We start from the raw sequence: 20,131 nt of genomic DNA, 5'->3' as shown, positions 1-20,131 counted from the left end.
CAAGGGTAGAGGTGCATGGCGAACTCAGAACAAGTTGACGGGCAGGGTCTATCCGGCGAAGACGGAGTGCGTCGCCGCGATTTCATCAATATCGCTGCGGTGAGCTTTGCAGGGGTGGGCGCCGTCGGCGTCATTCTCCCGCTCATCGATCAGATGAACCCCAGCGCCGATGTATTGGCGCTCGCATCGACCGAGGTCGATCTTTCCGCGATCCAGCCGGGCCAGGCGATCAAGACGACCTTCCGGTCGCAGCCGCTGTTCGTTCGCCAGCTCACCGACAAGGAAATTGCCGAGGCCGACAAGGTCGACCCGTCCACGCTGCGCGATCCGCAGACGCTGGCGGAGCGAACGGTCGACGGCAAGAAGCAGTGGCTGATCACCATGGGCGTCTGCACCCATCTGGGTTGCGTGCCGCTGGGCGCGGGCGAGGGCGAAAATCGCGGCGAATTCGGCGGTTATTTCTGCCCCTGCCACGGCTCGTCCTATGACACGGCCGCCCGCATCCGTAAGGGGCCTGCCCCCAAGAATCTGGAAGTGCCGAAGTATAGCTTCACTTCCGACACTGCCATTCTTGTGGGTTGAGGGGGACCGTCATGAGCTTTCCATGGGCTGAACATTATACCCCCAAGCATCCGCTGATGCAGTGGGTCGACGAGAAGCTGCCGCTGCCGCGCCTCGTCTACAATGCCGTCGGTGCCGGCTATCCGGTGCCGCGCAACCTCAATTATTTCTGGAATTTCGGTGTCCTCGCCGGCCTCGCGCTGCTGATCCAGATCGTCACCGGCGTGGTCATGGCGATGCATTATGGCGCCAACACGCTGGTCGCCTTCGGCACCGTCGAACAGACGATGCGCGACGTGAATGCGGGCTGGCTGATGCGCTATGCCCATGCCAACGGCGCCAGCTTCTTCTTCATCGTCGTCTATCTGCACATTTTCCGCGGCCTCTATTTCGGTAGCTACAAGGCGCCGCGCGAGATGGTGTGGCTGCTCGGCCTCGTCATCTTCCTGCTGATGATGGCGACCGCCTTCATGGGCTATGTCCTGCCCTGGGGGCAGATGAGCTATTGGGGCGCCAAGGTGATCACCGGCCTGTTCGGCGCGATCCCGGTGGTGGGCGAGCCGATCCAGACCTGGCTGCTGGGCGGCTTTGCCCCCGGCAATGCCTCGCTGAACCGCTTCTTCTCGCTCCACTTCCTGCTGCCCTTCGTGATCGCAGCGGTGGTGATCCTGCATATCTGGGCGCTGCATATCCCCGGTTCCTCCAACCCGACCGGTGTCGAGGTTAAGGGGCCGCAGGATACCGTGCCCTTCCATCCCTATTATACCGCGAAGGACGGTTTCGGGGCGGGCGTCTTCCTGATCCTGTTCGCGATCCTGCTGTTCTTTGCGCCCAATTATCTGGGTCACCCGGACAATTATATCGAGGCGAACCCGCTTTCGACCCCGGCGCATATCGTGCCCGAATGGTATTTCTGGCCCTTCTACGCGATCCTGCGCGCCTTCACCGTCGACTTCTTCTTCGTGCCGGCCAAGCTGCTGGGCGTGCTGGCGATGTTTGCATCGATCCTGCTGCTCTTCTTCCTGCCCTGGCTCGACACCTCGCCGGTGCGCTCGGGCAGCTATCGCCCGGTGTTCAAGAAATATTTCTGGATCCTGGTCATCGACGTGCTGATCCTGGGCTATTGCGGTGGTGCGCCGGCGGAAGAGCCCTATGTGATGATCAGCCAGGTCGCCGCGGCCTATTATTTCGCGCATTTCCTGATCATCCTGCCGATGATCGCGCGCTTCGAAAAGCCGCTGCCGCTGCCCAATTCGATCACCGAGGCGGTGCTGGCCAAATATGCCAAGGCTGACGGCGAACCCGCCGCAGTCCCGGCCGAATAAGGGGGAGGACGAACATGGTACGCAAAGGTGCATTCCTTGTCGGCCTCTTCTTCGCTGGCTGGCTATTATGGTCCTTCCTCGTAGGTGCCTATTCCTATGTGGTGGAGCCCCCGGCCAAGACGGTGGAGCATGAGTTCCACCTGGCCCCCAAGCATGTCTCCTTCTCGTTCGACAGGCCGCTGGGCCGCTATGACAACCAACAGCTCCAGCGCGGCTTCCAGGTGTTCAAGGAGGTCTGCTCGGCCTGCCACAGCCTGAAGTTTGTCGCGTTCCGCGACCTGGCCGGCATTGGCTATAACGAGGCGGAGATCAAGGCGATCGCCAAGAACTGGGCGATCAAGACCCCCAGCGTCGATCCGGCGACGGGTGAGGCCTCGACCCGCGATGGCATCCCGGCCGATTATTTCCCGTCCCCCTTCGCGAACAATGTCGCGGCGGCGGCGGCGAACAATAATGCGATCCCGCCGGATCTCTCGCTGATGACCAAGGCGCGCCATCATGGCTCGGCCTATGTCTATTCGCTGCTGACGGGTTTCCAGGAACAGCCGGCCGAACTGCTCAAACATTTCCCGGATGCCAAGACGCCGGAAGGGCTGCACTTCAATCCCTATTTCGCCAACCTGAACCTTGCCATGGCGCCGCCGCTGTCGGCCGATGGCCAGGTGACCTATGGCGACGGCACCAAGCCGACCATCGACCAGATGTCGCAGGACGTGGCCGCCTTCCTTACCTGGACGGCCGAGCCGAAGCTGGAAAATCGCCGCCGCGCGGGCGTGGCGACGATCCTCTTCCTGCTGATCGCCACGGGCCTTGCCTATATGGCCTATCAGAATATCTGGGCGGACAAGAAGAAGGCGGCCTGACCGCACCTTCGCCTGATGGCATGAAAGAAAGGGCGCGCTTCCTTGTCGGGAGCGCGCCCTTTCCTTATGGGGCTTCAACCATGAGCATCGACAGTCTGACCGCGCTGGTCCGCACCATCCCCGACTTCCCCAAGCCGGGCATCCAGTTCCGCGACATCACGACCCTGCTGGCCGATGGGCCGGGTCTGGCCGAACTGATCGACCAGATGGCGAAGGTGGCAGGACCGCTCGACCCCGACCTGATCGTCGGCGTGGAGGCGCGCGGCTTCATCCTGGGCGCGGCGCTGGCGCTGAAGCTGGGCAAGGGTTTCGTGCCGGTCCGCAAGAAGGGCAAGCTGCCGGGCAAGACCGTCGGCATCGACTATGTGCTGGAATATGGCACCGACCGGCTGGAACTGCATGAAGGACAGGTGCCGCAGGGCGCGCGCGTGCTGCTGGTCGACGACCTGATCGCCACCGGCGGGACGGCGCAGGCGGCGGCGCGGTTGCTGCGCGAGCAGGGCGCGCAGGTGCTGATGGCGCTGTTCGCGATCGACCTGCCGGATCTGGGCGGGCTTGCCGCGCTGGAGCAGGACGGTGTCCCCTCGCGCGCGATCCTGTTGTTCGAGGGCGACTGATCCGGTCCAGGCGCCGGTTGTCGCCGGCGCCCTTTCGCGTCATGATGCGCCGATCCGATGACGAGGAGCATATGGCCGCTACATCCCGCTTCCTCCGCCGGTTCGGCGCCTGTGTGGTGCCGCTGCTGCTATCGGCCTGTGCGACGCCGGCGCCCTATCGCGAATTGTCCTGTGGCGCGGCAGTCGCGCCTGCGCTCGCCGCCCCGGATGCGGATCGGATCACCACCACCCTGTCGGTGCTGACCTATAATATCGAGGGGCTGGGCTGGCCGGCCCGCAGCGGGCGTGGGCCGTCACTTGACCAGATAGCGGAGAGGCTGGCCGCCATGCGCGCGGCGGGGACGGCGCCCGACGTGGTGCTGTTCCAGGAAATGTTCAGCGGATCGGCGAAGCAGGCGGTGGCCGATACCGGCTATCCGGCGATCGCCGCCGGCCCGCATCGTACGACTCGCGCGCGTGGGTCGACCAAGGACAAGCTGCCGGGCAAGTCGCATATCGACCGGGGCGAGATCGGCATTCATTTTTCCGGCAGCGGCCTGGCGGTCGCCTCGCGCTATCCGATTCTCCTGACGCAGCGGCGCGCCTATGGCCGCAAATCCTGTGCGGGCCTGGATTGCCTGTCGAACAAGGGGATCGTGCTGGCGCGCATCGCCATGCCCGGCGTGCCGACGCCGATCGACATCTATGACACCCACATGAACTCGCGCGGGGCTTCCCGCGCACCCGGACCGCGCAACCTCGCCGCCCATGAGCGGCAGGCGCTCGAAGCCTCGGCCTTCATCGATGCCAGCCATGACGACGCCTATCCGCTGATCTTCGGCGGCGATTTCAACATGCGCCATTCCGAACCGCGCTGGGAGAATTTCTCTCGCTATCAGGCGCTCAACCTGGTCCATCGCGTCTGCGCCGATGCCGCGTCAGGCTGCGATGTCCACATGTCCTGGGATGGCGACGAGCCGTGGATGGATACGCAGGATCTGCAATTCTTCTGGCCGGGCGATCGGGTCTCGGTTCGCCCGATCCGGGTGGAGGCGATGTTCGATGGCGGGCCGAGCGGGCCGGAACTGTCCGACCATGACGGCTTCCTCGTTACCTATGAACTGTCCTGGCCGCGCGACGCCGTGCCCCAGCCGGGCGGCTGTTAAAGCGCCTCGCCCAGGGCATCGACGGCCACCGCCAGCTTCTCGTCGATCAGCGAGAGCAGCTGCGTCCAGCCGAGCATGTCGTTCAGCTCGCCCGGCCCATCGGAAATGCCGCGCAACCCCATCAGCGGCACGCCGAAACGCTGGCAGGCGCGGGCGATCGCAAAAGTTTCCATGTCGACCATGTCGGCGTCGATCGCGGCATATTCCTCGCCGCCCACGACATTGGCGCCGGTCGACAGGCGCAGGGCGCGGATTTCGAGCGGCGTGACCAGCGGAATGTCGACCGGATGGTCGATCAGCGGCGTCACCCCCTTGGTGAAGCCCAGACGAGAGGCATCCATGTCGCGCCAGGAGACGCTGGCGACCTGATAGACCTCCCCCAGCATGCCGACGCGAGATCCAGCGGAACCCAGCGACACGACCAGATCGGGCAGGGTGCCCGCCTGTGCCATCCGGTCGAGCGTCACGGCCATGGCCAGTGCAGCCTCGACCGGGCCGACGCCGGTCATCAGCGGGGTGATCCGGGCTTGCAGATGCGGGCCATATTCGGCGTCGATCGCCATCACGAACAGCACCCGCCGTCCGCCCATCACCACACATGCCGCTGTCATCTGCTGGTCTCCGTCTCGCTGCCGCGCGTCATAGCCGGAAAGATCGAAAAGATAAGGGGCTGTTCGCTTGCCTGGTCGCCGGGGGTCTTGGCGCGAAATCACAAAGGAGTTGATCGTGACCGCCCGGCCATGGATGTAGCTGCGCATGCGTCTCTTGCTGGTGGAAGATAATGGTCGTCTCGCCGACCTCCTCGTTGCGGGGCTTGGTCGGCGCGGCTTCAGTTGCGACCATGCCGCCAGCCTGGCCATGGCGAGCGAGGCGATCGCCGCGCAGGTCCATGATGTGTTGATCGTCGATCGCGGCCTGCCCGATGGCGACGGCATTGCCTGGCTGCGCGACATCAGGCGGCAGGGGCATATGCAGCCTGCCCTGGTCCTGACGGCGCGTGACGCGCTGGAGGACCGCGTCACGGGCCTCGATGCCGGCGCCGATGATTATGTCGTGAAACCCGCCGATGTGGACGAGATTGCCGCCCGCATCCGCGCGCTGATGCGCCGTCCGGGGCCGCGCGCCCAGACCGAATTGCGCTTCGGTCCGCTGCTGGTCGATTCGGCGCGCCGCATGACGCTCTGCGCGGGGCAGGCGATCGACCTGTCGCGCCGCGAGACTGACCTGCTGGAACTGCTGCTGCGCCAGGCCGGTGCCGTGGTCCGGCGCGAAAGCATCGAAAGCGCGCTCTATTCCTTTGCCGAGCCGGTCACCCCCAATGCGGTCGAAGCCACGGTGTCGCGCCTGCGCCGCAAGCTGGAGGAGGCTGGCGCGCGCGGCATGCTCCATACCGTGCGTGGCGTCGGCTATATGCTGCGGGAGCCGGCGGCATGAGCCAGCGTCGCTCGATCGCCCGCCGCCTCTTCATCGGCCTCTCAATCGTGGGCTTCATCGGCACCACGCTGCTGCTGGTCTTCATCATAAACGAACATCGGCAAAGCTTCACCGCGCTGGGCGACCCGGCGGCCGCCCGCCATGCCTTCCGCGAATTGTTTGAGCATGTGATCCTGCCGATCCTGGTGCTGATCATCCCAATGGGCATGGCCAGCCTGATCGTGATCCGCCAGGCGCTTGCGCCATTGGGAGAGGCGGTCGCGCAGTTGCAGGTGGCCGAACGCCATCAGCGCGGCGTGCTGATCGATCATGCCGCCTTCCCGACCGAGGCCGTGCCCTTCGCCCAGGCCGTCAATCGCCTGCTCGGCCAGCTCGATCAGGCGGCGCGCGACCATGAGGCGTTCGCCGCCGATGTCGCGCATGAACTGCGCACGCCGCTCGCCGTGCTGGCGCTGGAACTGGACGGACTCGAGCATCCCGACGCGCCGCGCCTGCGGGCCGAGGTGATCGCGATGCGCCGCCTGATCGACCAGTTGATGCTGCTCGCGCGGGTCGAGGCGCAGAGCGTGGCCCAGTCGATCCGCGACAGCGTCCGGCTGGAGGATGTCGGCGCCGACATTGTCAGCCTGATGGCGCCCGGCGCGATCGCGGCCGACAAGAGCCTGTCGCTGACCCGCGTCGGCGATGTCGCGCCGATCATGGGACAGCGTGAGACGGTCGCGGCGGCGCTGCGCAACCTTGTCGAAAATGCGCTGCGGGTGACGCCGCCCGGTGGCGCCGTCACCGTGATCGCCGGTCCTGGTCCCCGGCTGCGGGTGAAGGATGGCGGCGCTGGGCTGACGCCCGAGCGGCTGGCCGAACTGGTCCAGCGCCATCGCCGCGCGGATCATGCCAGCAGCGAAGGCGCCGGGCTGGGGCTGGCGATCGTCGCCCGCATCATGGCCGCGCATGGCGGCACCCTTTCCAGCACGGCCGATGCACAGGAACTGGTGCTGGATTTCGCGCCACTGCGTTGATCGTCCGAAAACCCCTCGTCAGGGTCTCGTCAGTTTGATCCCATAGGGCTGGGGCCATGGTCCCGCTATTCCGATTCGTGCGCCTGCCCGGCGCTCTCGCCCTCCTGACGCTTGCCGCCTGTTCGGGGGAGCAGGCCGCGCCCGCCAATGACAGCGCTGCGGCGCGGCCAGCGGACGGATCGATCCCGCTGACGGCGGACAATATCGCCCGGCTGGGTCTGAAATTCGGCGCGGCCGTCGCTGCTACCGAAGCGCCGATCGCGGTCGTGCCCGCGCTTATCGCGCCCCCGCCCAACGCCCGTGTCGCGGTCGCCGCCACCTTCCCCGGCGTCGTTACCCGCATCCTGGTGGTCGAGGGCGAGGAAGTGCGGCGCGGCCAGCCGCTGGCGATCGTCTCCAGTCGCGATGTCCTGTCCATGGGCGCGGACCTCAATCGCGCGAGCGCACGGCTGGGCGTGGCGCAATCGAGCGCCAGCCGCCTGTCGCAACTGGAACGCGAAGGCATCATCGCCGGCGCCCGCGCGGACGAGGCCCGCGCCGTGCTGGGCGAGGCCCGCGCCGATGTGTCGGAAAAGAGCCGCATCCTGACGATGGTGAACGGATCGGGCGCCAGCGGCACCTACATGCTGACCGCGCCGATCGCCGGCCGCGTGACCAGCGCCGCGATCCATGCCGGCAGCGTCGTCGATGGCACCACCGCACCCTATATGATCGATGCGGCCGGCCAATATGAGGCGCAGGCGCAATTGCCCGAGCGGCTGGCGGGGCAGGTGAAGCCCGGTATGACCGTGGCGCTGGGCGATGATCTGCGCGGCACAGTGACCACCGTCGGATCGACCATCGATCCCGCCACCCGATCGGTGACATTGAAGGCCAGGCTGCCGGCTGGCCCCGGTGCCATGGCCGGCCGCGCCACCAGCCTGTCGATCTTCGGCCCGGCACCGACCGGTGCCGCGATGGTGCCCGCCGCCGCCGTCACGACGCTGCCCGGCGGCGACGTGCTGTTCGTGCGCACCCGCGCCGGCGTCGTCGCGCGCCCGGTCAAGGCCGGCGGCAAGGATGGCGATCATGTCCTGATCCTCTCCGGCGTGAAGCCGGGCGAGCAGGTCGTTGTCGCCGGCACCAGCGCGCTCAAGCCGCTGGCGATGGGCGAGTAAGGCCGGATGCTCAAATCGCTGGCCGCTTGGGCGCTCTCCTATCGCCTGATCGTCATCGCGCTCGCCCTGCTGACCGCCGGGCTGGGTGCCTGGGCCTTCGTCAACCTGCCGGTCGATGCCTATCCCAACATCGCCCAGACCCAGGTGAAGGTGATCCTCAAGGCGCCCGGCATGACGCCGGAAGAGGTGGAAAGCCGCGTCATCACCCCGATCGAGATGGAGATGCTGGGCATTCCGGGGCAGGCGATCCTGCGCTCCTCGGCCAAATATGCGATTGCCGACATCACTATCGATTTCGTAGACGGCACCGACATCTACTGGGCGCGCAGCCAAGTCGCCGAACGTCTGTCGGGCGTGATGGGCGATCTGCCGCCGGCGGTATCGGGCGGCATGGCGCCGATCTCGACGCCGTTGTCCGACATCTTCATGTTCACGATCGAAGGGCCTTTGAGCCTGGAGGAAAAGCGCACCCTGCTCGACTGGACGATCCGGCCGGCGCTGCGCACCGTGCCCGGCGTTGCCGACGTCAATGCGCTGGGCGGTTATGTCCGCACCTTCGAAGTGCGCCCCGATCCGATCGCGCTCGCCAGCGCGGGCCTCGGCATCGCCGATCTTCAGGAAGCGATCGAACGCGGCAACCGCAATGACGGCGCCGGTCGCCTGTCCCAGGGCGAGGAATCGCTGATCGTCCGGGCCGTCGGTGCGATCCGGTCGGAAGCGGACCTCCAGTCGATGGTGATCGCCACCCGCAATGGCCGCATCGTCCGCATGGGCGATGTCGCGACCGTCGGCACCGGCAGCCTGACCCGCTATGGCGCGGTCACCGCCAACGGCAAGGGTGAGGCGGTGCAGGGGCTGGTGATCGCGCTGCGCGGTGCCGATGCCCGCGCCGTGGTCGATGGCGTCAAGGCGCGCGTCGCCGAACTGGAAAAGACCCTGCCACAGGGCACGACGATCGCCGTCTTCTATGATCGCTCCGACCTGATCGGCCGCGCCGTCGGCACGGTCGAAAAGGCGCTGATCGAGGCGACCATATTGGTCATCATCCTGCTGATCCTGTTCCTGGGCGACTGGCGCGCGGCGGCGATCGTGGCCGCCACCCTGCCGATGTCGGCGCTCGTCACCTTCCTCATGATGCGCGGCATGGGCCTGTCGGCCAACCTCATGAGCCTGGGCGGCCTAGCCATCGCCATCGGCATGCTGGTCGACGGCGCGGTCGTGGTGGTCGAGAACATCGTCGAGCGGCTCAATCATGCGAAGGATGACGGCCCGCCCCGGTTGCACCATGTCTACCGCGCCACCGGCGAAGTCGTGGTGCCGGTGTCGGCCGGCATCGTCATCATCGCGCTCGTCTTCCTGCCTCTGCTCTCGCTCGAAGGGCTGGAGGGCAAGCTGTTTGCCCCGGTCGCGCTCACCATCATCTTCGCGCTGGCGGGATCGCTGCTGATCGCGCTCACCCTGGTCCCGGTGCTGGCTTCGCTCGGCCTCAAGGCCGGCCATCATGGCGAACCCTGGATCATGCGCAAGCTGACACCGCGCTATCGGGCGCTGCTCGACGGCGCCTTTGGCCGCAAACGGCTGGTCTATGGCCTGGCCGCGCTCGGCCTGGTGCTGGCGGGCCTGGCCTATGGCGCGGTCGGCAAGACCTTCATGCCGTCGATGGATGAAGGCTCGGTGATCGTCCAGACCGCCAAGCTGCCGACCATCAATCTCGACCAGTCTGTGCTGGGCGACACGGCGGTGCAGCAGTCGCTGATGAAGGACGTGCCCGAAATCGCGCAGATCATCGCCCGCGTCGGCACCGACGAGATCGGCCTCGACCCGATGAGCCCGAACGAGACCGACAGTTTCGTGGTGCTCAAACCGCAGAAGGAGTGGCGCGGCGACAAGGCATTCATCGTCGATGAAATCCGCAAGTCGCTCGACCGGCTGCCGGGCATCGAGCCGACCTTCACCCAGCCGATCGAGATGCGCGTCTCGGAAATGCTGACCGGATCGCGCGGTGACCTTGCCGTCAAGATTTTCGGCCCGGACCTCGCCACCCTGTCGGACCTTGCTGGACAGGTGCAGAAGATATTGTCGAAGACGCGCGGTGCTTCGGAGGTGATGACGGTCGCCAACGACCATGTCGACTATCTCCAGCTCGATATCGATCGCGCCGCCGCTGGCCGTTTCGGCATGCCGATCGACCAGATGCAGGACACGCTGCGTGCCCAGATCGAGGGCGTGCATGCCGGTGTCGTCGCCGACGGGCAGAAGCGCGTGCCGATCCTGGTCAAGGGCGACGAGACAATCCGCAGCGACGCGACCCGCTTTGCCGACCTGCCGCTGCGCACGCCGGACGGCACCGTCGCGCGGGTCAGCGACATGGCGCGGGTCGAGCGCACCGAGGGGCCGGTCAAGCTCGACCATGAAAATGGCTCGCGCTATGCGCTGGTCCAGGCGTTCGTCTCCGGCCGCGATCTGGTCGGCTATGTCGACGAGGCGCGCGCCACCGTCGATCGCGAAATCAAGATGCCGGCCGGCTATCGCATGGTCTGGGGCGGCCAGTTCGAAAATCAGCAGCGCGCCTCCGCCCGGCTGATGCTGGTCATCCCGGCCGCGCTGCTGCTGATCCTGCTGGTGCTGCTCATGACCCTGCGATCGATGCGCGCGTCGCTGCTGATCCTCGCCAACATCCCCTTCGCCATGGTCGGCGGCATCATCTCGCTCTGGGGCTCTGGCCAATATCTCTCCGTGCCCGCCTCGGTCGGCTTCATCGCGCTGCTGGGCATCGCGGTGCTGAACGGCCTCGTCCTCGTCGCCTATTTCCGCCAGCTGCGCGAGGAAGGGCAGAGCATGGCCCAGGCCGTGCGACTGGGCGCGGAACGGCGGCTGCGCCCGGTGCTGATGACCGCCAGCATCACCGCCTTCGGCCTTGTCCCGCTGATGTTCGCGACCGGACCGGGGTCGGAAATCCAGAAGCCGCTCGCCATCGTGGTGATCGGCGGGCTGATCAGTTCGACCCTGCTCACCCTCATCCTCCTGCCCATCCTGTTCGAGCGCTTCGGTGAAGGCGCCACGGAAGCCCGATCATGACCGACATGTTGCTGACCTTCTATTGCGCCGCGATCGACCGCGACGGCGTGGCCGATGCCCTGCGCGGTCGCACCCCGGCACCGCTCCATCTGCGCGACGAGCAGGTGCTGGGCCGCGATTTCGGCGATGCCGGCGCGGGCGAGCAGGTGCGCGGCACGCTGCGCCGGGCGGCGATCGACCTGATCGTGCCGGCGGACGATATCGACGCGCTCGTCGCCGCCGTCACCGATGCGCGGCGGGGTCATCCGGTTCGCTGGCATGCCTGCCCGGTCGCGGCACGGGGGCGCATCGCATGATCCGCGCATTTCTCCTGACCGCCACGGCCCTCATCACCACGCCGGCTTTAGCCCAGCGCAGCGACCTGCCGCCTGAACCCTTGGTGGTCGAAGCGCTTGATAGCCATCCCGCCGTGACCGCGGCACAGGCGCGCGTGCGTTCGGCCGAGGCTGGCGCCGCCATGCTCCGCCGGGGCAACCATGAATTTACCTTTCAGGGCACGGTCTCCCGCCGCTCGGCCGAGGGGGAGGGCGATTATGGCGAATATGACGTCAACCTCACCCGCCCGTTCCGCCTGCCCGGCAAGGCGTCGCTGGATCGCAAGGCTGGCGAACTGGGCGTCGAAGTCGCCCATAATCTCATGGAGGATGTGCGGCATCAGACCGCGCTCGCCTTTTCCGATCTCTGGCATGACTGGCTGGTCGCCAGTGCCCAGCATCGCACCGACCTCGATTCCGCTGCCAGCCTGACGCAGGATATGGCGGCCGTGCGCCGCCGCGCCCAGTTGCGTGACGCGTCGCTGTTGGACGTGGATCAGGCTGAAGCCGCACTGGCCCAGGCGCAGGCGCAGGCCGCGACCTCCCGCGCGGCGCGGGATGAGGCGCGGGTGAAGCTCGCCGCCGGCTTCCCCGGCCTCGCTCTGCCCGAAGAGGCACCCTTGCTCGCCGATCCGGCCATGCCCGCCACGGCGCTGGAGGATCTGCGCAATCTGGTGATCGAGCGCAGCCATGAAATTCGCGCGTCGGAGCGGGAGGCGCAGCGGCTGGCCATGGTCGCTCGCCGGGCTGGGGCCGATCGCATCGCCGATCCGTCCTTCGGCGTGCGCGTCTTCAGTGAACGGGGTGGGCTGGAAAAGGGCGTCGGTCTGGTCGGCTCGATTCCGCTGGGCGGTGGCTATCGCCGCGCCGCCCATGACCAGGCGACCGCAGACGCCAGTGCGGCGGAACTGGAACTCGCCCGCGTGCGGCGCGAGATAGAGGCGACCGCCGCCGCCGACCTCAGCAATGTCCGCGCTCGCGAAGCGGTCTGGCGCAGCATGGAAAGCGCCGCCGCCAGCGCCGCCGCCGCCGCGACCCGGACGAAGCGAGGCTATGAACTGGGCCAGATCGACCTCGCCGATACGCTGCTCGCCCGCCGCCAGGCGAACGAGACGCGCCGCCAGGAAATCGACGCCCGCGCCACGCTGCTGCGCGCCATCCTGCGCATCCAGATCGACGCGCATGAGGTCTGGACCTCGCAGGAAGGGCATGAGGATTAGGGGAGGGCATGCAAGCGACCCCTGCGATGTCAACACCAGATATCCACGCAAAACTGCGGTTTTCTGTATCGAAATGCAGGCGAATCAGGGCGTTTTACCCCATGATTCTCGATCTGCACGGTCACTTGGGTTCATATTGAACCAGACGACCACTGTAGGTTTTCGATCCGTCTAACTAATGGTTATAGCTTGATTCTGTTGCGCGCACCTTCATGCTTTATACGTGAGCAGGCGATCGGCTTGGCGACATGCTATCCTGCCAGACGATAGCGCATCGGCACCAGGAAGCGGCGTGCCATTGCCGGCAAATTCCGCGGTGGCCGGGGATAGGGCGTGGCTGTGCGCAACTGGTCGAGCGCCAGCCGATCCAACTCCGCAAAACCGCTGCTACGGGCTAGTGCGACATCCTCCAGATCGCCGTCCGATGCGAGATGCAGGCGGACGAGGACAGTGCCTTCGGTCCCTTCGCGCGCGAGGCTGCGGGGATAATCCTTGTGCCGGCCGATCCAGGCCAGGACTTTGCGGGCATAGGCATCATCCTTGCCGGCATCGGGCGATGGGGCCGCGTTCGGGGCGGTATCGCCTATATCCGCTGCGGGGGCGCTGCCCATTGATGTGCTGCTTTGAGCCGAGCGCGAAGCAATCATCTGCGGAGGCGCCGCAATACGGACCGGGGCTGCCAATTGCACCAGGGGGGCAGGCTGACGCAGAAGCGGCTGAGCGGGCATCATCGTGGGTAGTGTCAGGCTTGGGGGCGGTGTCGGTGAAGCGCGTTCTGCTCTTTCCGGCTGCGGTTCGACCTTGGGAGTGGACTGCGGTTGGGCGGGCAGGGCGAAGACGGAGAGGGCCGCAGTGTCGGTCATGGGGGCAGCGCCGAAGGATCGCTGCATCAGGACGAGGCCGATCACCAGCCCGTGAACACCCAGCGTCAGCAGGCCGGAGGTCGTGCGCGAAAAATCCATGTCCGCGCCCTAATGTTGTTGCTCAAGATTCTCAATAGCATATTATTGACGGATGGCAGTGCTCTCCATTCCCCATTTCGTGGCGCGCAGTGTGAACTTCATGTTCCTGGCCCTGCATGGTTTCCAATTCCTGAGCTACCTGTCCTGGTATTTCCTGGAGGACCGTGTGGGCGCGGGAACGGACGAGACGATCGCCTGGTTATCAGCGGGCACGGCCATCCTCTATCTCTGCAACATGCTGTTCCTGGTGCCGCACCGCGCCTGGGCCAGGATGGCGCTGGTGACGCCCAACATCCTGATTGCGCTGCTCGGTCTGCCAGCCCTGATGGTAGGTTTTGCCGATCCCGTGGCCTGGGGCTTCCTCGTCCTGTTCGCTACGCCCTGCGCGGCCGCGTTGATCGGCTTCGCGCTGGACGACATCGCGCGGCGCTCTCCGCTCTGAATGGCTATAATGTCTGGAGGAAGGCGATCAGGGCATCGCGCTCCGTTTTGCTGAGCCCGAGCGGTGCTACCAGTGGATCGGGCTGAGGGCTGGGCACATTGCCGGGCCTCTTCGTGCGGTCTTTTCCGCCGCCGCCATTGTAGAAGGCAACGACATTATCGAGCGTCTGGAACAGGCCGACATGCATATAGGGAGCGGTTTGCTTGACGCCGAGCAGCGAAGGCGTGCGGAAACGGCCGACATCAGCGGCTGCGCCGGTCACCTCGTAGCGGCCCAGATCCTCCAGCCGGCGGCCATAGAAGCTCAGGCCCAGATTGTGGAACTGCCGATCGGACAGCAGCGGTCCATTGTGACAATTGACGCAACCTGCCTTGGTGCGGAACAGGTGCAGCCCTTCCAGTTCCTGGTCGTCCAGTGCCCGAAGATCGCCGGCGATGAAGCGGGACCATTTCGATCGCGGCGGCCGTAGGGTCCGCTCATGCGCGGCAAGCGCGGCGCTCACGTCGGCGATGCTTATCCGCCGCCGGCCATTGAGTTTGGCGAAGGCGGTCCGATAGATCTGGTCATGATTGACCCGCCGTTCGACGATGCGAATGCTGCTCGCCATTTCCTTGCCGTCGACCAGCGGATGCAGCGCCTGCGCCTCCAGGTCTGCGGCGCGGCCATCCCAGAAGAGCGGCGTCATCCAGGCGGCGGTGAACAGCGACTGGGCGTTGCGTCGGCCGCGCTGGCGGTCGTGGCCAAAGGATGTGCGAATGCCATCGGCCAGACCCAATTCACTGTTATGGCAGGATGCGCAGGCGATCTGGCCCGATCGGGACAGTGCCGGATCATCGAACAGGCGCAGGCCGATCTCGGCAAGTGCCTTGTCGCGATCGCTCATCGCCGGCCTTGCGGGCAGGGGGGCAAATTCGCTGAAGGCCGCGCCATCCTTGAGCAATGGGCGCGGCCAGCTTTCCGGCGTGCCCGCATAGAGAAGGCGCAGGCTCGCCGGCTCGGCGGTTGCCCGCACCATCGGCCCCGCGACGATGGCGGCGCAGGCCAGCATCATCACGAGGCGAACGGGCCGCAGGATACGGATCGTCATCCTCTCAGAAGCGATAATTCAGCCCGAACCAGAAGGAACGGCCATATTGATAGGGTTGAGAGGTGGAACTGCTGTTGGGCGAGGGCGTGTTGTCGAGCAGGTTCGCCACACGCACGTCGGCGGTCAGCGTGCCATAGCGGGAGCGGATCACCTCCACCTGCGCGTTCATGTTCATGTCGAACGCATCGGGATAATGGACATAGTCGTAAAGGTCGTAGGATGTGCCGTCCACGGTAGCGCTCCGGCCGGTATCCTCGATCCGGTCGAAACCGCTGCGATAGCGCAGGTTCATGTTGGTGGTGATGCGATCGTCCAGCCAGTTGGCGGTCCAGGTAGCGTTGATGATCAGGGGCGCGGCCATGTCGGGGCGCTGGTTCATCGCCATCACATCGGCATAGCTGCGCACCGCTCCATCGAACACGACCAGAGGGTTTTCGATCAGGTCGTCGATGTCCGATTCAATATAATCGTCGTTGCTGCTCTTGGTCTTGGAGAAGTTGGTGCTGAGCGCGATCGCATGCTTGCCGAAGCTGCGTGTCCATTCGAGCGAAAGGCCACGATATTCGCTGAACCCGTCATTGGTGACGACATAGTTTGTATTGGTCGTGGTGCGGCCGTCTTCGAGCGTGGTGGTCAGTGTTTCGCCGGCCGAGCGCACGAACTCATCCTTGGCTTCGCGGTATACACCCTTGACGCGCAGACTGCCGCCCAGCACGCCAGCCGTCAGGGCTGCCGACAATTCATCCGAATAGGGAGTCTTCTTGTTCCCATCCGAATAGCTGGCCGCGGAGCTGGCCCGGTAGAGATACCAGTCGCTGTCGGCATAGACGAGGCTTGAGCCCGATGTCGTCGCCGTGCGCCTGTAGGTCAGGGTATTGGGATATTGTTCGCGCAGGGCATAGGCCAGCATGGAGCGGCCATAATAGCGATTGGCCCCGAGCGTGACGTTCCAGCCGTCCCATGGCAGGTCATAGCTGGCCGAGAGGCGCGGCGAGACATTATGATTGCCAAGGAAGCTTTCATAGTCATAGCGCAGCCCGCCGCGCAGCGTCAGGTCACCCAGTTCCATCTGATACTGCGCCCAGGCGGCAAAGCTGTCGAGATTGACCCGCGCGCGATAGGCTCGGTAGACCGAATAGGTGGTCAGGGCATATTCACCGGTAACGCAGGTCATGCTGTTGCCGTCGCTGCACAGGATGTTGGCGGCGTTCGCTTGGCTTGTGCCACTGGAATAGGCAATATTGTCGTCAGGCCGGCTCCGCATCACCTCGATCCGCTGATAATCCGCGCCAAGGCTCAGGCGGCCTGCGCCGATCGGCGTCGACCAGCGGCCGGTCAGGGCGTAATTATTCTGCCACTGGTCAACATTGCCGAAGCCGCCGATGGTGCAGTTGGTGTTGGAACAGACATTGCCGTTCGTGGTCCAGGATGGGATGGAATAATTGGTGGGCGATGCGTCGCGGCTGGTGTCGCTGTGCGAGAGGCTGGCTGAGATCGACCAGTTGGTGTCGCCCGATTTCGCCAGTTCCAATTTGCTGGTGATGCCGCCGCCATGGGATGTGACCTTGTTGTCGACCCCGGAAGCGGAGGAGGATTCGCTTTCATAGGGGGTGTAGGCAAACTGGCCGCTCAGTTTCAGGTCGGTGCGAATGTCATAGACCAGCCTGGCGAGATAATTGTCGCTGACGCTCGATTGACCGTAACGCGTGCCGCCATATTTGGCGTTGCGTGTGTAAATAACGTCGGCACGCGAGCGGTTATAGCCCAGCAGCAACCCGATATCGTCGTTGAGCGGGGCATCGACGGTAACGCCGTAGCGCCATTTTTCGAAGGAGGGCTTTCCCGGCATGGCATCGTCGCCAATTGCCTCACGCGACGCATCCGACATCTTGAAATGGGTCAGCGCGTCGGACGTGTAGGACAGGGTGCTGGTGAAGCCGAAGCGGCGCTTGGGATCGCGTGTCCTGATGTCCAGCACGCCACCGGTGAAGCGTCCATATTCGGCAGAAATGTTGGAATCGCGCACCACGATCTCGCCAACCAGATTGGCGTCGACCCATAGCGATTGTGCGCTGGCCCCGGCCGGCTCTGCATAATGCTGGGGACTGTTCTGGGTTATGTCGACACGGGCATTGGCATCGATACCGTCGATGCTGATGAGATTGTCGTAGTAGCGGCCGCCTGAAATCGAGATATCCGATGGACGAATATCCTGAATATCTTCCTCCGTTGCGAGGAACTCATCGCTGCGGAACTGGATCGTGGGCAGCGCCTTGAGCAGTTGATTGACGTCGCCTGATCCGGGCGTGCGGGCGCGAATTTCCTTTTCGGTGATGCGCGTGGTGCCGGCGTCGGCACCGGTGCCCATGATATAGCTGTCGTCGGTGCGTTCGCCATCGGCAACGACTTCAGGCAGCAGGCGGGCATCGGTGCCGCTATCCTGTGCGGTAGCGATCTGAACAGGCAATAGCGCAGCACTCGCGAGCAATGCCCGCGTTACGATCTGTCTCAATGTGCGACCCCTTTTCTGGCTTAGGGGGCGCCTGCTAAGCTGGCCTGACCTTTAATGCAATAGATTCGCAATAGCATATTTGCGTTTTTGAAGGGTGTTGCCTGGTGGCGACACTCACTCGAATGGATCTGCCTGATGTGGCCATGCAGAAGATCGCGCAGCTCCTCGGGCATACCTCGACGCGCGTGACCGAGCGGACCTATGCGAGATACAGCGCTGGCTTCATGCGAGACGCCGCTGATGCGCTCGATTGGTGAGCTTGATGTGGGGTGATGGATAGTGAGGGGCTGGTTCAACTGAACCGGACGAGCTCTGTGCTGCAGAGCAATAAAAACCCCGGCAGGTCGTTGACCTACCGGGGTTTTCAATGGTGGGCGTGGCAAGGATTGAACTTGCGACCCCTGCGATGTCAACACAGTGCTCTACCACTGAGCTACACGCCCGCCGTGGAGGGGGCCAATAACGGGGGTCGGTGACTCGCGCAAGCGCTAAATGACACTTTTTTGTAGAAACTTTTCCAACCCGCTGGACAGGGGGTGGGGAGGCCATATGCTGCGGTGCAAATAAGGGGGGACGCAAAAACATCATGTTGCCTACGCCATCGACGCCGACGGAACCGGTTCGGCCGCTCCCCTTCTATCGCCATCTCTATTTCCAGGTGCTGGTGGCGATCGCGCTGGGCGTGCTGCTCGGCCATTATTTCCCGGCGACGGGCGAAGCGATGAAGCCGCTGGGCGATGCCTTCATCGCGCTGGTGCGGATGATCATCGCGCCGGTCATCTTCCTGACGATCGTCACCGGCATTGCCGGCATGAAGGAACTGGGCGCGATCGGCCGGGTCGCGGCCAAGGCCTTTGCCTATTTCCTGACCTTCTCCACCTTGGCGCTGATCGTCGGCCTGATCATCGCCAATGTCGTTCAGCCAGGCGCCGGGCTCAACATCGATCCGGCGACCCTGGATGCCAGCAAGATCGCCGATTATGCGCAGCAGGCGCATGACCGCACGCTGGTCGCCTTCCTGCTGAACGTCATTCCCGCGACCCTGGTATCGGCGGTGGCCGATGGGCATAATATCTTGCAGGTGCTGTTCGTCGCGATCCTGTTCGGCATCGCGCTCAGCATGATCGGGGAAAAGGCCGAGCCGCTGATGACGGTGCTGGAATCGGCCAGCCTCGCCATCTTCAAGCTGGTGTCCTTCCTGATGAAGGCAGCGCCCTTTGGCGCATTCGGCGCAATGGCCTTCACCGTCGCCAAATATGGCGTCGGGACGCTTGCCAACCTCGCCGGGCTGGTCGCGACCTTCTACCTCACCTCGCTGCTGTTCGTGCTCGTCGTGCTGGGGACGGTCGCCTGGTTCGCCGGCTTCAACATCCTGCACCTGATCCGCTACCTGCGCGCCGAGCTGCTGCTGGTGCTGGGCACATCCTCGTCGGAAGCCGCGCTGCCCAGCCTGATCGAGAAGATGGAGCAGGCGGGGTGCCGCAAGTCGGTGGTCGGGCTGGTCGTGCCGACCGGCTACAGCTTCAACCTCGACGGCACCAATATCTACATGACGCTGGCGGCGCTGTTCATCGCGCAGGCGACCAACGTGCATCTGAGCCTGGAGGAACAGATATTGCTGCTGCTGGTGGCGATGCTGTCGTCCAAGGGCGCAGCGGGTGTGACTGGGGCTGGCTTCATCACCCTGGCCGCCACCCTGTCGATCGTGCCGTCGGTGCCAGTCGCGGGCATGACCCTGATCCTGGGCGTCGATCGCTTCATGAGCGAATGCCGCAGCCTTACCAACTTCGTCGGCAATGCGGTGGCGACGGTGGTGGTGTCGGTCTGGGAAAAGGGCCTGGATCGCGAGCGCTTTGCGGCGGCCATGGCGGGCAAGCCGCTGCCGCCGCTGGGGCAGGGCGCGGACGAGGTCGCGGCCGAAGCGCTCAGCTAAGGCCGGTCAGCGTCTCGCTGCCGAACATTCGTTCGACTTCCAGCACCAGGTCGCGCAGGTGGAAGGGCTTTGACAGCACCTTCGCCTGCGGCACCGCCTTCCCGGCCTTGAGCGTCACGGCAGCAAAGCCGGTGATGAACATGATGCGGGTCTGGGGCGCGACATTGGCCGTGTGCTGGGCCAATTCGATGCCGTCCATTTCGGGCATGACGATGTCGGTCAGCAACAGGTCGAACCGATCCGATTCGATATGCGGCACGGCCTGGGTGCCGGTGGCGACCGCCACCACCTCATAACCCGACTTTTCCAGCGCCCGCGCCAGATAGGCGCGCATGCTGTCATCATCTTCCGCCAGCAGGATTCGAACCATTGACCCCAAATTTCCTGTAAGCCGTCTTCCGCGGCGCCCCTTGCCTTGCCCACAGACTGGCAAGCCGTTCGGATATATGCGACAAGGATTAAAGA

The 20,131-nt window shown here is 64.9% G+C and carries 19 protein-coding genes and 1 tRNA gene; 14 read left to right on the top strand and 6 right to left on the bottom strand.

The window, feature by feature from the left end; translation table 11 throughout:
* Positions 1-15: 15 nt before the first annotated feature.
* The 5 genes from petA to U0025_RS14625 all read left to right on the top strand — a co-directional run bounded on the left by petA (position 16) and on the right by U0025_RS14625 (position 4,511).
* Entirely contained in the window at positions 16-582 is a 567-nt protein-coding gene (petA, locus tag U0025_RS14645; protein ID WP_004208161.1) for a ubiquinol-cytochrome c reductase iron-sulfur subunit, read from the top strand.
* 11 nt (positions 583-593) lie between these two features.
* Positions 594-1,886 (top strand): cytochrome b, encoded by a 1,293-nt coding sequence (locus U0025_RS14640; RefSeq protein ID WP_004208160.1) that lies wholly within the window; start codon positions 594-596, stop codon positions 1,884-1,886.
* Between the two features lie 14 nt (positions 1,887-1,900).
* Entirely contained in the window at positions 1,901-2,749 is an 849-nt protein-coding gene (locus U0025_RS14635; protein WP_004208159.1) for a cytochrome c1, read from the top strand.
* A gap of 80 nt (positions 2,750-2,829) precedes the next feature.
* Positions 2,830-3,366, top strand: coding sequence for an adenine phosphoribosyltransferase (locus U0025_RS14630; protein WP_004208158.1), 537 nt, complete (start codon positions 2,830-2,832; stop codon positions 3,364-3,366).
* 71 nt (positions 3,367-3,437) lie between these two features.
* Positions 3,438-4,511, top strand: coding sequence for an endonuclease/exonuclease/phosphatase family protein (locus U0025_RS14625; RefSeq protein WP_004208157.1), 1,074 nt, complete (start codon positions 3,438-3,440; stop codon positions 4,509-4,511).
* Here the strand turns inward: U0025_RS14625 and U0025_RS14620 are convergent.
* A complete protein-coding gene (locus U0025_RS14620; RefSeq protein ID WP_004208156.1) occupies positions 4,508-5,122 on the bottom strand; it encodes a 5'-methylthioadenosine/S-adenosylhomocysteine nucleosidase in 615 nt (204 codons plus the stop codon). The two genes, U0025_RS14625 and U0025_RS14620, sit on opposite strands and share 4 nt — an antisense overlap.
* 145 nt (positions 5,123-5,267) lie before the next feature.
* On the opposite strand from U0025_RS14620, the gene U0025_RS14615 reads away from it, so the two are divergent.
* The 6 genes from U0025_RS14615 to U0025_RS14590 are packed head-to-tail and all read left to right on the top strand — an operon-like array spanning position 5,268 to position 12,730.
* Positions 5,268-5,945, top strand: a complete 678-nt coding sequence (locus tag U0025_RS14615; protein ID WP_004208155.1) for a winged helix-turn-helix domain-containing protein — start codon at positions 5,268-5,270, stop codon at positions 5,943-5,945.
* Positions 5,942-6,961, top strand: a complete 1,020-nt coding sequence (locus tag U0025_RS14610) for a sensor histidine kinase (RefSeq protein ID WP_004208154.1) — start codon at positions 5,942-5,944, stop codon at positions 6,959-6,961. The genes U0025_RS14615 and U0025_RS14610 overlap by 4 nt, the downstream gene beginning before the upstream one ends.
* Before the next feature lie 56 nt (positions 6,962-7,017).
* Positions 7,018-8,118, top strand: a complete 1,101-nt coding sequence (locus U0025_RS14605) for an efflux RND transporter periplasmic adaptor subunit (protein WP_004208153.1) — start codon at positions 7,018-7,020, stop codon at positions 8,116-8,118.
* A gap of 6 nt (positions 8,119-8,124) precedes the next feature.
* Positions 8,125-11,196 carry an efflux RND transporter permease subunit gene (locus U0025_RS14600; protein WP_004208152.1) on the top strand — a complete coding sequence of 1,024 codons (3,072 nt, stop codon included), beginning with the start codon at positions 8,125-8,127 and terminating at the stop codon, positions 11,194-11,196.
* Entirely contained in the window at positions 11,193-11,492 is a 300-nt protein-coding gene (locus U0025_RS14595) for a DUF3240 family protein (RefSeq protein ID WP_004208151.1), read from the top strand. The genes U0025_RS14600 and U0025_RS14595 overlap by 4 nt, the downstream gene beginning before the upstream one ends.
* Positions 11,489-12,730 (top strand): TolC family protein, encoded by a 1,242-nt coding sequence (locus tag U0025_RS14590; protein WP_004208150.1) that lies wholly within the window; start codon positions 11,489-11,491, stop codon positions 12,728-12,730. The genes U0025_RS14595 and U0025_RS14590 overlap by 4 nt, the downstream gene beginning before the upstream one ends.
* A gap of 251 nt (positions 12,731-12,981) precedes the next feature.
* Here U0025_RS14590 and U0025_RS14585 read toward each other — a convergent pair whose 3' ends face one another.
* The gene (locus U0025_RS14585; protein ID WP_004208148.1) at positions 12,982-13,692 is read right to left on the bottom strand and encodes an energy transducer TonB; all 711 of its coding nucleotides are present in this window, start codon (positions 13,690-13,692) and stop codon (positions 12,982-12,984) included.
* Between the two features lie 52 nt (positions 13,693-13,744).
* On the opposite strand from U0025_RS14585, the gene U0025_RS14580 reads away from it, so the two are divergent.
* A complete protein-coding gene (locus U0025_RS14580; protein ID WP_004208147.1) occupies positions 13,745-14,134 on the top strand; it encodes a hypothetical protein in 390 nt (129 codons plus the stop codon).
* Positions 14,135-14,138: 4 nt separating this feature from the next.
* Here the strand turns inward: U0025_RS14580 and U0025_RS14575 are convergent, their stop codons facing one another.
* Both U0025_RS14575 and U0025_RS14570 read right to left on the bottom strand, forming a co-directional pair.
* On the bottom strand, positions 14,139-15,221 hold the full coding sequence (locus U0025_RS14575; protein WP_004208146.1) for a cytochrome-c peroxidase: 1,083 nt from the start codon (positions 15,219-15,221) through the stop codon (positions 14,139-14,141).
* Between the two features lie 4 nt (positions 15,222-15,225).
* The gene (locus U0025_RS14570; protein WP_004208145.1) at positions 15,226-17,733 is read right to left on the bottom strand and encodes a TonB-dependent receptor plug domain-containing protein; all 2,508 of its coding nucleotides are present in this window, start codon (positions 17,731-17,733) and stop codon (positions 15,226-15,228) included.
* A 122-nt stretch (positions 17,734-17,855) separates the two neighbouring features.
* Here U0025_RS14570 and U0025_RS14565 point away from each other — a divergent pair, with 122 nt between their 5' ends.
* Positions 17,856-17,990: a hypothetical protein gene (locus tag U0025_RS14565; RefSeq protein ID WP_312218495.1), complete on the top strand. Its 135-nt coding sequence runs from the start codon at positions 17,856-17,858 to the stop codon at positions 17,988-17,990.
* A gap of 111 nt (positions 17,991-18,101) precedes the next feature.
* Here the strand turns inward: U0025_RS14565 and U0025_RS14560 are convergent.
* Positions 18,102-18,176, bottom strand: a tRNA-Val gene (locus tag U0025_RS14560).
* 143 nt (positions 18,177-18,319) lie between these two features.
* Between U0025_RS14560 and U0025_RS14555 the strand changes: the two genes are divergently transcribed.
* Positions 18,320-19,666, top strand: coding sequence for a dicarboxylate/amino acid:cation symporter (locus U0025_RS14555; RefSeq protein ID WP_004208144.1), 1,347 nt, complete (start codon positions 18,320-18,322; stop codon positions 19,664-19,666).
* On the opposite strand, the gene cpdR is transcribed toward U0025_RS14555, so the two are convergent.
* Entirely contained in the window at positions 19,659-20,036 is a 378-nt protein-coding gene (cpdR, locus tag U0025_RS14550; RefSeq protein WP_004208143.1) for a cell cycle two-component system response regulator CpdR, read from the bottom strand. The two genes, U0025_RS14555 and cpdR, sit on opposite strands and share 8 nt — an antisense overlap.
* Positions 20,037-20,131: the final 95 nt, after the last annotated feature.

Source organism: Sphingobium yanoikuyae (genome assembly GCF_034424525.1).
Lineage (GTDB): Bacteria > Pseudomonadota > Alphaproteobacteria > Sphingomonadales > Sphingomonadaceae > Sphingobium > Sphingobium yanoikuyae.
Note: the sequence above shows the minus strand (reverse complement) of the source record. Positions and strands in the feature narration are given on the sequence as shown.